This is a genomic window from Ruegeria sp. H6 (assembly GCF_056532975.1).
Window position 1 is genome coordinate 68,082 of record NZ_JBQFOA010000011.1, and the last position, 14,024, is coordinate 82,105.

10 protein-coding genes are annotated in these 14,024 nt (G+C 58.4%); 8 read left to right on the forward strand and 2 right to left on the reverse strand.

Translation table 11 applies throughout. The features are described 5' to 3' along the window. Window positions 1-2 precede the first annotated feature (2 nt). From ACR0AG_RS16885 to ACR0AG_RS16900, 4 genes are all read left to right on the forward strand, one after another. A complete protein-coding gene (locus ACR0AG_RS16885; RefSeq protein ID WP_480841023.1) occupies window positions 3-3,140 on the forward strand; it encodes an efflux RND transporter permease subunit in 3,138 nt (1,045 codons plus the stop codon). Window positions 3,141-3,286: 146 nt separating this feature from the next. Beyond that, the gene (locus ACR0AG_RS16890; RefSeq protein ID WP_480841025.1) at window positions 3,287-3,643 is read left to right on the forward strand and encodes a DUF3302 domain-containing protein; all 357 of its coding nucleotides are present in this window, start codon (window positions 3,287-3,289) and stop codon (window positions 3,641-3,643) included. A 21-nt stretch (window positions 3,644-3,664) separates the two neighbouring features. Further along, window positions 3,665-4,810: an HlyD family secretion protein gene (locus tag ACR0AG_RS16895; RefSeq protein WP_480841027.1), complete on the forward strand. Its 1,146-nt coding sequence runs from the start codon at window positions 3,665-3,667 to the stop codon at window positions 4,808-4,810. Between the two features lie 11 nt (window positions 4,811-4,821). After that, entirely contained in the window at window positions 4,822-6,384 is a 1,563-nt protein-coding gene (locus tag ACR0AG_RS16900) for an efflux transporter outer membrane subunit (protein WP_480841029.1), read from the forward strand. Window positions 6,385-6,386: 2 nt separating this feature from the next. On the opposite strand, the gene mprF is transcribed toward ACR0AG_RS16900, so the two are convergent. Together mprF and ACR0AG_RS16910 are read right to left on the reverse strand one after the other, a co-directional pair. Continuing rightward, window positions 6,387-8,993 carry a bifunctional lysylphosphatidylglycerol flippase/synthetase MprF gene (gene mprF / locus ACR0AG_RS16905; protein ID WP_480841031.1) on the reverse strand — a complete coding sequence of 869 codons (2,607 nt, stop codon included), beginning with the start codon at window positions 8,991-8,993 and terminating at the stop codon, window positions 6,387-6,389. Between the two features lie 117 nt (window positions 8,994-9,110). Continuing rightward, window positions 9,111-9,539: an Lrp/AsnC family transcriptional regulator gene (locus tag ACR0AG_RS16910; protein ID WP_480841033.1), complete on the reverse strand. Its 429-nt coding sequence runs from the start codon at window positions 9,537-9,539 to the stop codon at window positions 9,111-9,113. 86 nt (window positions 9,540-9,625) lie between these two features. On the opposite strand from ACR0AG_RS16910, the gene rocF reads away from it, so the two are divergent. The 4 genes from rocF (at window position 9,626) to acs (ending at window position 14,021) form a co-directional block, all read left to right on the forward strand. Next, window positions 9,626-10,546 carry an arginase gene (rocF, locus tag ACR0AG_RS16915; RefSeq protein WP_480841035.1) on the forward strand — a complete coding sequence of 307 codons (921 nt, stop codon included), beginning with the start codon at window positions 9,626-9,628 and terminating at the stop codon, window positions 10,544-10,546. Beyond that, complete coding sequence (locus ACR0AG_RS16920; protein ID WP_480841037.1) at window positions 10,546-11,589, forward strand: ornithine cyclodeaminase; 1,044 nt, start codon at window positions 10,546-10,548, stop codon at window positions 11,587-11,589. The genes rocF and ACR0AG_RS16920 overlap by 1 nt, the downstream gene beginning before the upstream one ends. Before the next feature lie 93 nt (window positions 11,590-11,682). Next, window positions 11,683-11,916: a hypothetical protein gene (locus ACR0AG_RS16925; RefSeq protein WP_480841039.1), complete on the forward strand. Its 234-nt coding sequence runs from the start codon at window positions 11,683-11,685 to the stop codon at window positions 11,914-11,916. Between the two features lie 140 nt (window positions 11,917-12,056). After that, window positions 12,057-14,021 carry an acetate--CoA ligase gene (gene acs, locus ACR0AG_RS16930; protein WP_480841041.1) on the forward strand — a complete coding sequence of 655 codons (1,965 nt, stop codon included), beginning with the start codon at window positions 12,057-12,059 and terminating at the stop codon, window positions 14,019-14,021. Window positions 14,022-14,024 lie beyond the last annotated feature (3 nt).

A 14,024-nucleotide genomic window follows, 5' to 3' on the forward strand; every position in this document is an offset into this window, starting at 1 on the left:
GCATGTTCTCTGCCCTGTTCATCAGTCGGCCAAAACTGGCCCTCGTTATCTCGCTTGTCCTGACGATCATGGGCGGCATCGGTTATATGGTTCTGCCGGTCGCCCAGTTCCCGGACATCACGCCGCCTGTGGTCAGCGTGACGACCACCTACACAGGCGCCAACGCCGAAACCGTGGAAAACACCGTCGCCGCCCCGATCGAGGCGCAGGTCAACGGTGTGGACGACATGATCTACATGACGTCAACTTCGGCGGATAACGGTTCGTATTCATTGAACATTACGTTCGAGGTGGGCACGGACCCCGATATCGCCTCGGTCAACGTGCAGAACCGCGTGGCGCAGGCCATGTCATCCCTGCCGTCCGAGGTGACCTCGTCAGGTGTGGTGACGCAAAAAGCGTCCACCAACATGCTGTTGCTGGTCACGCTGACCTCGCCCAATGAAACCTATGACAGTGTGTTCCTGTCCAACTATGCTTCGATCAACCTGAAAGACGCGCTGGCGCGGGTTCAGGGCGTTGGTAAGGCGGATGTTCTGACCAATCTGGAATACGCAATGCGGATCTGGATGGACCCGGACAAGATGGCCGCGTTGTCGATCACTCCGGGTGATGTGATCAACGCCATTCGCGAGCAGAATATCGAAGTATCCGCCGGTTCCATCGGCGCCCCACCCGTTCCCGAAGGTCAGACCTTTCAATATACGATCAAGACCAAAGGCCGCCTGACCTCGGCCAGCGAGTTTGCAGATATCGTCATCCGTACCGGTGATGCGGGCTCGATCGTAACCGTAGGCGACGTGGCCCGCGTTGAACTTGGCGCGCAATACTATGCCGCTTCGGGCTATTTCGAAAGCGTCCCAGCCACTGTCATCGGTATCTATCAGGCCCCGGGCGCGAATGCGTTGGCCGTATCCGAACGGGTACAGGCCGAGCTCGACCGCCTGTCGCGATCCTTCCCTTCGGATGTGGAATACAAGGTTCCGTTCAACACAACCGACTTTGTCGAGGCATCGCTGAACGATGTCGTCTCGACCCTGATCCTGACCTTCATTCTGGTGATCTCGGTCGTCTTTGTCTTTCTGGGCAGTTGGCGGGCGACGATCATTCCGGCGGTCGCCATTCCGGTGTCGTTGATCGGGACATTCGCGTTTTTGCTGCTGTTTGGCATGTCGCTCAACACGATTTCATTGTTCGCGCTGGTGCTGGCAATCGGGATCGTGGTGGATGACGCCATTGTGGTGGTCGAAAACGTCGAACGCATCATCGCGGATGAGGGCCTGCCCCCGGCCGAGGCGACGCGTAAGGCGATGGGTCAGATCACCGGACCGGTGATTGCGACCACACTGGTTCTGCTGGCCGTGTTTGTGCCCGTCACCTTCATGCCCGGTATTTCCGGGCGGCTTTATTCGCAGTTTGCGGTGACGATCTCGACCGCTGTTGTGATCTCGTCGATCAACGCGCTGACCCTGTCACCGGCCTTGTGCGGGCTTGTCCTGCGTGCGCGCAGTGGCCCGCCTAAAGGACTGCTGGCGCTGTTTGAAAAGTTCATCGGCACGGTGCGCGGCGGTTATGTGGCCATCGTGCGCAAACTGCTGATCCTTCCAATCGTTGGGCTGGGTGTCATCGTTGCGTTGGCGATGGGCACGGGCACGATCATGTCCAACACTTCCAGCGGGTTCATTCCCCTTGAGGATAACGGCTATCTCTTCGTCGACATCCAACTGCCCGACGCGGCAACGCTGGAACGGACCGAGACGGTATCGGCCCGCGTGGACGAGCAGATCCAGCAGATCCCAGGGGTTGCCAGCACGGTTCTGATCAACGGGTTCTCGCTGCTGAACGGGACAACGACCAATGGTGCCGCGATCTTTGTGAACCTGACCAATTGGGCCGAGCGGCAGGAAGAAGACCTGAGCGCCGATGCCATTCTGGCCAAGGTTCTGGCCATCGCCAATGGTGAATCCGCGGCCTCAATCGTTGCGTTCAACCCGCCGCCCATTCAGGGCCTCGGCATGTCCGCCGGGGTCGAGATGGAGGTGCAGCAAACAGGGGGCGGCACGCCACAGGATCTGGCTTCGGCCGTGGGGTCCTTTGTCTATGCGGCGAACCAGCGGCCCGAGATCGGGCAGGCCTATACAACCTTCCGGGCCAACGTGCCGCAGCTGTTTGTCGATCTGGACCGGGAAAAGGCCAAGACCCTTCAAGTCTCTGTCGCCGAGATATTCCAGACCATGCAGGCTCAGCTGGGGTCGTACTATGTGAATGACTTCAACCTGTTTGGCCGCGTTTATCGGGTCATGATTCAGGCCGAGGGCGAATATCGCGACAAGGTCGACGACATCTCGAACCTCTATGTGCGTTCCAACAAGGGTGAGATGGTGCCGCTGGGCACGCTGATCGACGTGGAAAACGTGCTGGGACCGGTTCTGCTGAAACGGCATAACCTGTTCCGCTCGGCCACGGTGACAGCGGTGCCAGCACCTGGTCTGTCCACCGGTGACGCGATCAATGTCATGACCGAGGAATCGGCCACCGCCCTGCCCCCCGGCTATGCCTTCGAATGGACCGGGACAGCGCAGCAGCAGCTTGCGTCTGGCGGGCTGGTGATCGTCATCCTCGGACTGGCGATTCTGTTCGGCTACCTGTTCCTCGTGGGGCAATACGAAAGCTGGACGCTTCCGGTGTCGATCTTGTTATCGGTGATCGTGGCCTTGTTCGGCGCGGTTGCCGCGGTGGCGATCGTGGGCAGTGACATCAACCTCTATACGCAGATCGGGATGATCATGCTGGTCGGGCTTGCCTCAAAGAACGGTATTCTCATCGTGGAATTCGCGATGGAGCAGCGAGCGAACGGCCTCTCGATCAAAGATGCCGCTGCCGAGGCTGCGTTTCAACGTTTCCGCGCCGTGATGATGACCGCCCTGTCCTTCCTGCTGGGCGTGGTTCCGCTGTTGGCTGCCAACGGCGCGGGGGCTGCCAGCCAAAAGGCTATCGGTGTTGCCGTATTCGGCGGAATGCTGGCTGCCACGCTGGTTGGCGTCATTCTTGTCCCGGTCCTTTATGCGCTGATGCAAGGCCTGCGGGAATGGATCAAGGGCAGTAAGAACGACCCCGGCCCAACCGAAGAAGCCGCCTGACAAAGCCCAACGCCCCGCCAACCCAGCGGGGCGTTTTTTCTACCGACAGGTTTTGTCGTCAATTCGCCAAAACCCCAAAAAAGTGCATTGACGACCGGGGCACCAAAACTGAGGATGGAGCAACCTTCCCGAAAGGAGGCACGAGCATGGGACTTTTGGGTCAGCCACTTGGCTATTACGACTATCTGACTTTTGTCGCACTGATCCTGCTGCTGGCAGCGGTGATGGGGCTGTTTCTCTTTCTGATGGGCCTGCCCGGCCGGATCGCGATCAAGCGCAATCACCCGCATGCCGAAGCGGTCAAAGTCATGGGCTGGATGGGCTTTCTGGCTGTCGTGCCATGGGTCCATGCGTTCATGTGGGCGTTCCATGACGGTGTCACCGTCGATATCCGTCGCGGGCCAGATGAAGAAAAGGATGCCATCCGCAAAGACATCGAGCGTCTGGGCGGCACGGTGAAAGACGAATACAAACCGGCGTCGGAACAGACGCAGGAAAGCTGAGGCCAAAGGAATTTATTCACGATGTTTGTTGCCCTTGGCATCACGCTTTTCTACATCATTTTCGTCTGGTTCATCTTCTTCAAGATGGAGTGGCTCAAGTTCAACATCGCCTGGGGGATCGTCTCGTTCTGGGTGGGGGCGCATCTGCTGCTGATCTTTCTGGTCGCCTTGCGCTTCTTTCAGCCCTTCTCGGTCGACAGCCACGTCATCCGCTCGACCATCCAGATCGTGCCGAAACTGACGCAACCAACCATCCTGACCGAGGTTCTGGTTGAACCCAACACGCCTGTTGCCAAGGGCGATCCGCTCTATCGTTTTGATGACACGGTCTTCTCGCTGGCCGTTGAAAACGCAACCGCGCAACTGGTTGCAGCCGAGCAAAACGCCAAGATTCTGGAACAGGACGTCATTGCCAAGACCGAAGCGGTCGAGCGAGCGAATGCGCAATTGGCCTACGCATTGACCGAGCAAGCCCGGTACAAGAACCTGGTGCCCGCTGGTGGCGCACGTCAGGACGAGTTGGATCGCTGGGACGAACAGGTGGCCGAGGATCAAGCGCAGGTCAAACAGGCCGAAGCCAATCTGGAAAAGGCCAACCTCGCGCTGAATTCGCAGATCGACGGGGTGAACACCGGTGTGCTTCAGGCGCAGGCGCAACTGGCCGAAGCCGAGTATTTCCTGAACAATACCACAATCTATGCGCCCGAAGACGGCATGATCGTGTCTCAGCAGGCGCGCCCTGGCCTTGTGGTTGGCGATATCCGCCTGGGTGCGATCGCCAGTTTTGTGACAGAGGATGATCCCTATATTCTGGCCACTTTCCGGCAACAGAACCTGAAATTTGTCGAGGTCGGCCAACCGGTCGAAGTGGCGCTGGACCTTTACCCGGGCGAGATTCTCAACGGAACGGTCGAGGCCGTATGGTGGGCCACACGTCAGGGGCAATACCTACCTTCCGGTCGTTTGCCGGGCTTTGAGCTTCCTAAAATCCCCGGACGCATCGCGGTTCAGATCAAGGTGGATGTGCCCGAGGGCCATACCTTCCCTGCCGGCGGCCACGCCGCAGTGGCGATCTATACCGGTCAGGGCAAAAGCTTTGAGTTTCTGCGGCGCATCAACATTCGTCTCTATTCATTCGCCAACTTCATTCGACCGCTGGATATCTGAGGGCACAGACCATGACAGGCGCCAAGCCGCTTTGCAGATTGATCGGAACAGCCCTGTGCGCGGCTACGCTGGTGGCCTGCACACCGTTGGGGCCGGATTTCGTGCGCCCCAACTCTCCGGTCGTCAAACAATGGATTGAGGTGAACAACCCCAGCGTCAGCCAAAGCGGCCTGACCTCGCGCAGCGCGCCTGTCGTAAAGTGGTGGGAAACGTTCAACGACCCCACGCTTAACAAACTGATCGCGCAGGCTTATGCGCAGAACCTGTCCTTGCAGGTGGCAGGCTCGCGAGTTCTGCAAGCCCGCGCACAATTGGGCATCGCTTTCGGAGAGCTTTATCCGCAATCGCAGGCCATCGGCGGCTCGCTGCAACGGCGCGAGATTAGTGACAATCTGGGCCCGATTGCCGATATCAATCGCATCATTCCGCTGGATACCGAGTTTTCCACCTCGCAAGTGGGATTTGACGCTCAATGGGAGTTGGACGTCTGGGGCGCGCAACGGCGCGGTGTGCAGGCCGCGCGGTCCAACCTTGCTTTGCAGGTTGCAAACTATGACGATGCGCTGGTGACGCTGACCGGCGATGTCGCGGCGCTTTATGTCAACATCCGCGCCCTGCAAGAGTCGCTGGTTGTCGCGCGTGAGAACATAAAGCTGCAACAGGAATCTGCGGACCTGACCCAATTGCGGTTCAACAATGGTGTCACGACGGAGTTGGATGTACAGGAATCCAAGGCCCTGCTGAACAACACAAAGGCGTTGGTTCCAGAGTTGGAAAGCGATCTGCAACAGGCCAAAAACGCGCTGGCGGTTCTTCTGGGCACCACACCTTCGCGGATGACCAGCCTGTTGGGCAACTCCGGGCGCATCCCTTCGGCCAGATCAAACGTTGCCGTGGGCGTTCCTGCTGAGCTTTTGCGCCGTCGTCCCGACGTGCGGGCGGCGGAGTTGGCGGCGGCGACCCAATCCGCTCAGGTCGGGATCGCGATGGCCGATCTTTACCCGCAATTCATCCTGTCCGGCGCGATTGGCTTGCAGGCATCGGGCGGGCGCGATCTGTTCAGCTCGGCCAGCACAACGGGGCTTGCGAATGCGGGCGTCGTTTGGAATGTGCTGAACTATGGGCGCATCCAGAATAACGTGCGTGCGCAGGACGCGGCGTATCAGGAATTGATCGCCAACTATCAGAACACCGTTCTGACCGCCTATTCCGAGGTCGAAAGCGCGATGGTCGCCTACGTCCAATCGCGCAAGCAGGTCGGGTTCTATCAGCAAAGCGTCGAGGCCTCGCGCCGGGCCGCCGACATTGCCATTGATCAGTATCGCGACGGCATCGCCAGCTATTCTCGCATTCTGAACACGCAGACCGCCCTGCTGCGGTCGCAGGCCAATCTGATCGAAGCCCGCCAGCAGGTTTCAAGCAATCTGGTGGCCATTTACAAAGGGCTCGGCGGTGGATGGCAAATCCGCCAATCGCAAGAGTTCCTGCCCGACACTGTGCTGGCCGAAATGGCGTATCGCACCGACTGGGGCGATCTGCTGGAAAAAGACCCAACCGGTGCCAGCCTGAACTGATCCTACTTGGTCAGCCCTCGCAGACCGCCTGAAATCAGGATATTCACCTCATAAAGGATGCGCGGTGCGGCCAACCCGCCGGGGCTGGCCAAATAGTTCGGGCTCCATTCCGGTTCGAACTTTTGCTTGAAACTGCGCAGCCCTTCGAAGTGATAGAACTGTTCGCCATGCTCGTACACGAACCCGCCGATACGGTTCCAAAGCGAGGCAAGCTGCCGGTTTTCGATCCCGGAAAATGGCGCGGCCCCCAGCGAGAACCAGTGAAAACCCTGCTCGAACCCCCAGACCATCATCTCGGCAAACAGCGCGTCCATGACAAAGCTGGGACTTTCAGGTTCGTACCGCATCAGGTCCAGCGACAGTTCGGATTTATTACCCCCTTGGAACAGGTTGGCGAAGGCTCTGATCTTGCCCGTCTCGTCCCGCAGCACAGCGTGATCGAAATAAGACAAGTAGTCGTCATCAAATCCGCCTAAGGCGAAACCCTTCTCCTCACCGGCCTTTTGCGAAAGCCAGTCGTCCGAGATTTTGCGCAGTTCCGGCAACACCGGCGCGAGGTTCTCTTTCGGAATGATTTCGAACACATAGCCTTCGCGCTCGGCCCGGTTTTTGGACTGCCGGAAGCGCTTGCGCGATTTGCCATCCAGCGAGAAGCCTTCGAGCGGCACGCGCGCGACCTCACCGATCTTGAGAATAGACAGCCCCAGATCCAGGAAGGTCGGCAGATACTTGGTCGAAACGCTGTAAAAGGCACACAGCTTGCCTTCGCGGTCCGCGCGCTCTCGTAGCTGCCAAATCAATTGCTGGCCTGCCTTTTCGTCGCCGACCGGCTCGCCCTTGGTGATCAGCGCGTTGCCGGTATCGGCATAGGCCAGAAACGCTGTTTCATCGTCCGAAATCAGGAACTGCTTGTCTCCGGTCAGCGATATCTGTGATTCCGTGTCCTCGGATTCCATGACCAGTTTCACCACGACATCCGGTATCTCGGTGCGGAAAGGCGCGGGAATGTCGCGGCCAAATAACGAGTTCACGGCAACAATTCCCAAGATCACCGCAACAACAAGACTGGACCGCAGAAAGCGTGAGGCATCGCCGTTCCATGCAAAATCCCACCACAACGCGTTTTCGTATTGAACGTGGGAATAGGCAAAGAGACCGATCCAGAAAATGACCGCCAACAAGGCCATAACGCTCACGAGCCAGGGAATGTTCAACCGAAAGATCGACGCCCCACTGACCCGGTAGAACGCACCGCGGAACATCGCCAACAGGCCGATCGTGCCCAGCATCGAGATCGCCTCATGCGTATCCAGGCCCTTGGCCAATGAGGCAAAGAAGCCCGCAACCATCAGCAACATCGCAACCACCCAGGCGCGGTAGAGCTTGCGGAACAGTCCGCGCGACACCAGCAGCAGCAAGACACCGATGGCGCTGCCTGCCAGATGCGATGCCTCAACAAAAGACAGGGGCAGTACCTCTCGCAGAACGCCCAGGTTCTGTGAACTGGAAGGCAAGGCGCCCGACACCAGCAGGATAACCCCGGCCACAGCGGCCACCCCGGCCGCAACCATCGGGACAATTGGCCGGATCACCCGGTAAACCCATGTCGCCGCCCCGCCAATCCGGTGTCGTTGGGTTAGGGCCGACGCCACCGCAATGGCCAGGCTGGCGATACCAAAGGGAATGAACGTATAGGCGATGCGATAGAGCAGAAGTGCGGCGATCACATCCGAACGCCCGGACGCACCCAGCCCGGCGATCAAGGTGGCCTCGAATACACCAAGCCCACCGGGCGCATGGCTGACAATGCCAACAGCGATGGCCAAAATGTAAACGGTGAAGAAATACGGGTATCCGACACCCAGATCGTCCGGCATCAGCACATAAAGCGCCATTGAGGCGCCAAAAATGTCTCCGATTGCCGCCAGTGTCAGCAGACCGGCCAGCTTACCGCCCGGCAGGTTGAACCCGAACCCCGCAACGCCCAAACGCCGCCCACCGCGGGACAGCCAGATAAACAGTGTTACCAACCCGGCCAGCAAACAAAGCCCAATGGCCGTTTCAACCGTTTCGTTGATCGGAAGAACCTTGGACACGCCGTCCGGATGGAACGTCAGCAAAAGCCCCAGAAACAGGATCATCCCCATCCAGAACGCCACCCAAGAGGTCGCGATCACGCCCGCAACGCGGCCCAGATCCAACCCGAGCGACGCGTAGATCCGATAGCGGATTGCGGTGCCCGTGATGTAGGAAAACCCCAGACAATTCGACACCGCATACCCGCTGGCCCCGGCCATTCCGGCCACGGGCAAGGGCACTTTGCCCTCGGCAACGCTCTGCACCGCGAAAACGTCATAGAATGACAAAGACAAAAAGCTGACCGCTGTCCAGAACAACGCAAAGAACATCAAGGTCCAGGGCGTTTCGGACACATCCGTTTTCACATCCGCCCATTTCACATGCGCGGACAGATCGTGCAAAACGAACAAAGCGATGAGCGTCACGAACACGGGGATGGCAATCCGCACCAGCGGTTTTTCCAGCAAACCGGTGACCGTTTCGACCCATCGTTCGACCCGCGACACAGGTTCTGTCGCTTGATCCGTCATATCACTTACCCCTGCCCTGGTGCCAAATTCGGACCTTCGTGTTCAACCAGATCAATCCCGGTCCTTGGTTTCAGCTTGGCACAGAATGCACCGACGTCAAAGGGCGGCTGTACCGGTTCAGGATCTTCCCTTGCGTGTGGACAGCAACAGGTTGGTCTCGGACCGGGTGACACCCTCCATGCGTCGGATTTGGAACAGGACGGCGTCCAGATCAGCCAGCGTTTCCGTTCCAATCTCGGCGATCAGGTCCCAGCTGCCATTTGTCGAATGTACCGCCCTGACCTGCGCCATCGCCGCGATCCTGGACATGATCCGTTCCGTTCCCCGCCCTTCGATCCCGAGCATCATCAAACCACGCACCGGGCTTTCGGCAACGCCCTTGCGCGTGACAACGGTGAACCCCACGATTTCACCCGCGTCCTTCAGGCGCTGCATCCGGCTGCGCACGGTTGTGCGCGTAACGCCCAGAATCTCGGACAGCTCTGACAGCGATGCACGAGCATCGCGATGCAGCGCATTCAGCAGCTTTCCATCCAATTCGTCCAAATTTGACCTCCGATTCGAGCAACTTGGATTCATTTTGTGCATTCTGTTTTCTTCACGCAACCCGAACTGTGCGGATAAATAGGCATATGGAAAAAAAGAACATCATATTGGTCGGGGCCCCGATGGATGCAGGCAAGCGCCGTCAGGGCTGCCGCATGGGGCCGGATGCGTTTCGCGTTGCGGGCCTGGACACGGCGCTGCGCGATCTTGGACACAGCGTGCATGATCTGGGCGATACGGCACCTGATGCCGTCGACACCCCGGAACATGATCACCTGTTTGCCTTGCCCGAATGTGTTGGCTGGACCCAGGCGCTGAGTCGCTCAGCACAACAGGCCGCCACGCAGGGATTGCCGGTCTTCATGGGCGGAGATCACGCGCTGTCCATGGGAACTGTGACGGGTATGGCAGCCTATGCGGCAACGCTGAACCGCCCTCTGTTCGTTCTCTGGCTGGATGCCCATAGCGACTTTCATACCCCCGGCAGCACCGACAGCGGTAACCTGCATGGCACCCCGGTGGCATACCTTACAGGACAGCCCGGCTTTGAAAGCTTCCCCCCACCTGCGGCAACGGTTCCCACCGACCGGGTTGGCATGATCGGCTTGCGATCGGTTGATACGGCTGAACGCAAAACTCTTGAGCAGCACAACGCGATGCTGGCGGATATGCGCAGCATTGACGAACATGGCATCAAGGCGCCGCTGATGTCTTTCCTGGACACGGTCCGCGCCGCCAACGGCATCCTTCACGTCTCGCTGGATGTGGATTTTCTGGATCCGGCCATTGCACCCGCCGTTGGCACCACCGTTCCCGGCGGCGCGACCGAGCGTGAGGCACATCTGGTGATGGAACTGCTGCACGAAAGCGAATTGGTCTGCTCGCTCGACCTGGTTGAACTGAACCCTTTCCTTGATGAACGCGGTCGCACCGCAAAACTGATGGTCGATCTGGTTGCCTCGCTGATGGGCCGCCGCATCTTCGACCGCCCGACCCGGAGCTTTTGATGACACTTCCCTCTGACAAGGCACTGGTGCCTTTTGTATCCGTCGACAACATGATGCGCCTTGTGCATCACATCGGTGTCGAGAAAATGATCACTCAGATCGCCCGGCAGATCGAAGCCGATTTCAAACGGTGGGAGAGTTTTGACAAGACGCCCCGCATTCCGGCGCACTCTCCCCATGGGGTGATCGAGTTGATGCCGACCTCGGATGGCGAGGCCTATGGTTTCAAATACGTCAACGGTCACCCCAAAAACACGTCAGAGGGATTGCAGACCGTGACAGCCTTTGGCCTATTGGCGGACGTCTACACTGGTTACCCGACCCTGCTGACCGAGATGACCCTGCTGACTGCCCTGCGTACTGCGGCGACGTCCGCATTGGTTGGCGGCTATCTTGCGCCCAAATCGGCGACGACGATGGCCATGATCGGCAATGGCGCCCAATCCGAGTTTCAATGCCTGGCCTTCAAGGCAATGTGCGGCATCCAGACCGTGAAACTGTACGACACAGACGCCAACGCGACCGCCAAATGCGCGGCCAATCTGTCGGGCAAGGGCCTGACCGTTGTTCCCTGCAAGACGGCGGAAGAGGCTATCGAAGGCGCACAGATCATCACAACCTGCACCGCAGACAAGAAGTATGCGACCATCCTGACCGACAACATGATCGGCCCCGGTGTGCATATCAACGCCATCGGCGGCGACTGCCCCGGCAAAACCGAGCTTCACCGCGACATCTTGCTGCGGTCGGACATCTTTGTGGAATACCCGGAACAAACGCGGATCGAGGGCGAAATTCAGGCCTTGGAAGCGGACCACCCCGTGACCGAGATGTGGGAGGTTATGACAGGCCGCGCGCCTGGGCGTCGCGACGACCGGCAAATCACGCTGTTTGACAGCGTGGGTTTTGCAATCGAAGATTTCTCGGCCCTGCGCTTCATCAAGCAGGCAATCGAAGGCACCGACTATTTTGAACCGCTCGACATGCTGGCCGATCCGGACGATCCGAGGGATCTGTTCGGCATGCTGATGCGTGCCGGATAAGACAACTCACAGCTATCAGGGGGTCCTCCCCCTGATCTGTTCCCGCTAGTGGCGTGCGTGCCACTAGCGCCAATTCGCCGAGTCTTTTGGGCCTTGAAAGAAACTCAGAAAGACGCCGCGAATGGCGGCCTTGCCGATTGGCGAGACGCATTTTGCACGTTCATTGCGATTTCGGGCGACTTGAACCGTCACGACGCTGCCTCATGGTTGCGCGAACAGGTAGAAGTTGAGATTACACGTTTTCCATTGTTTTTATTATATTTTTTAAAAATCCTGCTATTTTCTTTACAAAAAATGACACGCGCAAAAAATTTCTTTACAGGATAAACATTACATTTCGGTGATTTATTTCTTTATTTTCAACTTTGCCTATTATCCGGCATCGGAGGGGGAAATCGGATCGACATTGTCAAATCGGCAGGCAAAATCGACCCGATTAGATCCAGGACTTGAAGGAGGAGTTCACCATGACCACCGCTGCCCAGGCAGATGCCAAGACATATCCGCCATCCGCAGACACAGTTGCCCACGCCCATGTCGACGCGGGTAAATACGCCGATATGTATGCGGACTCGATAAAAGACCCCATTTCCTTTTGGGGTGAGCATGGCAAGCGGGTTGAGTGGATCAAGCCTTACACGCAGGTCAAGGATGTCAACTATGGCTTCGGGTCGGTCAAAATCAATTGGTACGCCGATGGGACACTGAACGTCTCGGCCAATTGTCTGGACCGTCACCTGGAAACCCGCGGCGATCAGACCGCGATCATCTGGGAACCTGATGATCCGAATGACGCGGCGCAGCATATCACCTATGCAGAACTGCACCGTCGCACCTGCCGCATGGCCAATATTCTGGAATCCATGGGTGTGCGCAAAGGCGACCGGGTTGTGATCTATCTGCCGATGATCCCCGAGGCCGCCTATGCGATGCTGGCCTGCGCCCGGATCGGTGCAATCCATTCCATTGTTTTTGCAGGCTTTTCACCCGACGCTCTGGCCGCACGGATCAATGGTTGCGAGGCCAAGGTTGTCATCACCGCCGATGAGGCGCCGCGCGGTGGCCGCAAGACGCCGCTCAAGTCCAACGCAGATGCGGCCCTGCTGCACTGCAAGGACACGGTCAAATGTCTGGTGGTCAAGCGTACCGGCGGTCAGACCACCTGGATTGATGGTCGGGACTACGATTACAACGAAATGGCGCTTGAGGCGGATGACTATTGCGCCCCGGCCGAGATGAGCGCCGAGGATCCTCTGTTCATCCTTTATACGTCCGGCTCGACCGGTCAGCCCAAAGGCGTTGTGCACACCACCGGTGGCTATCTGGTCTATGCGGCCATGACGCATGAGATCACCTTTGATTACCACGAGGGTGACATTTACTGGTGCACGGCGGATGTGGGTTGGGTCACCGGCCACAGCTATATCGTCTATGGCCCGCTGGCCAACGGCGCGACCACGCTGATGTTCGAAGGGGTTCCCACTTATCCGGATGCCAGCCGTTTCTGGCAGGTCTGCGAAAAGCACAAGGTGAACCAATTCTATACGGCTCCGACCGCGATCCGCGCCTTGATGGGTCAGGGAACCGAGTTTGTCGAAAAATGTGACCTGAGCGACCTGAAAACCCTGGGCACCGTGGGCGAGCCGATCAATCCCGAAGCCTGGAACTGGTACAACGAGGTGGTTGGAAAAGGAAAATGCCCCATCGTCGATACGTGGTGGCAAACCGAAACCGGAGGTCATTTGATGACCCCCCTGCCCGGCGCACACGCGATGAAGCCCGGCTCGGCCATGAAACCCTTCTTTGGCATTCAGCCCGTGGTACTGGACCCTCAGTCCGGCGTTGAAATCGAAGGCAACGGCGTCGAAGGCGTTCTGTGCATCAAGGACAGCTGGCCCGGTCAGATGCGTACCGTTTGGGGCGACCATGAGCGGTTCGAAAAGACCTATTTCTCGGATTACAAAGGCTACTACTTCACCGGCGACGGATGCCGCCGCGATGAGGATGGTGACTACTGGATCACCGGACGTGTGGACGACGTGATCAACGTATCCGGTCACCGTATGGGCACAGCCGAAGTGGAAAGCGCGCTGGTTGCACATGCTGCAGTGGCCGAAGCTGCCGTGGTGGGCTATCCCCATGAAATCAAAGGACAAGGCATCTATTGCTATGTCACTTTGATGAATGATCGCGAGCCGTCGGAAGAGTTGCTGAAAGAGCTGCGCACCTGGGTTCGGACCGAGATTGGCCCGATTGCCAGCCCGGACGTGATCCAGTGGGCCCCCGGCCTGCCCAAGACCCGCTCAGGCAAGATCATGCGCCGTATCCTGCGCAAGATTGCCGAGAACGACTTTGGATCGTTGGGCGACACGTCAACTCTGGCTGATCCGTCCGTTGTGGATGACTTGATCCAAAACCGGGCCAACAAGTGAGGG

Bases quoted from the DNA above. Each gene is read 5' to 3' on its own strand.
- ACR0AG_RS16885 (WP_480841023.1), top strand. From the start codon at position 3: ATGTTCTCTGCCCTGTTCATCAGTCGGCCAAAACTGGCCCTCGTTATC.
- ACR0AG_RS16890 (WP_480841025.1), top strand. From the start codon at position 3,287: ATGGGACTTTTGGGTCAGCCACTTGGCTATTACGACTATCTGACTTTT.
- ACR0AG_RS16895 (WP_480841027.1), top strand. From the start codon at position 3,665: ATGTTTGTTGCCCTTGGCATCACGCTTTTCTACATCATTTTCGTCTGG.
- ACR0AG_RS16900 (WP_480841029.1), top strand. From the start codon at position 4,822: ATGACAGGCGCCAAGCCGCTTTGCAGATTGATCGGAACAGCCCTGTGC.
- mprF (WP_480841031.1), bottom strand. From the start codon at position 8,993: ATGACGGATCAAGCGACAGAACCTGTGTCGCGGGTCGAACGATGGGTC.
- rocF (WP_480841035.1), top strand. From the start codon at position 9,626: ATGGAAAAAAAGAACATCATATTGGTCGGGGCCCCGATGGATGCAGGC.
- ACR0AG_RS16920 (WP_480841037.1), top strand. From the start codon at position 10,546: ATGACACTTCCCTCTGACAAGGCACTGGTGCCTTTTGTATCCGTCGAC.
- acs (WP_480841041.1), top strand. From the start codon at position 12,057: ATGACCACCGCTGCCCAGGCAGATGCCAAGACATATCCGCCATCCGCA.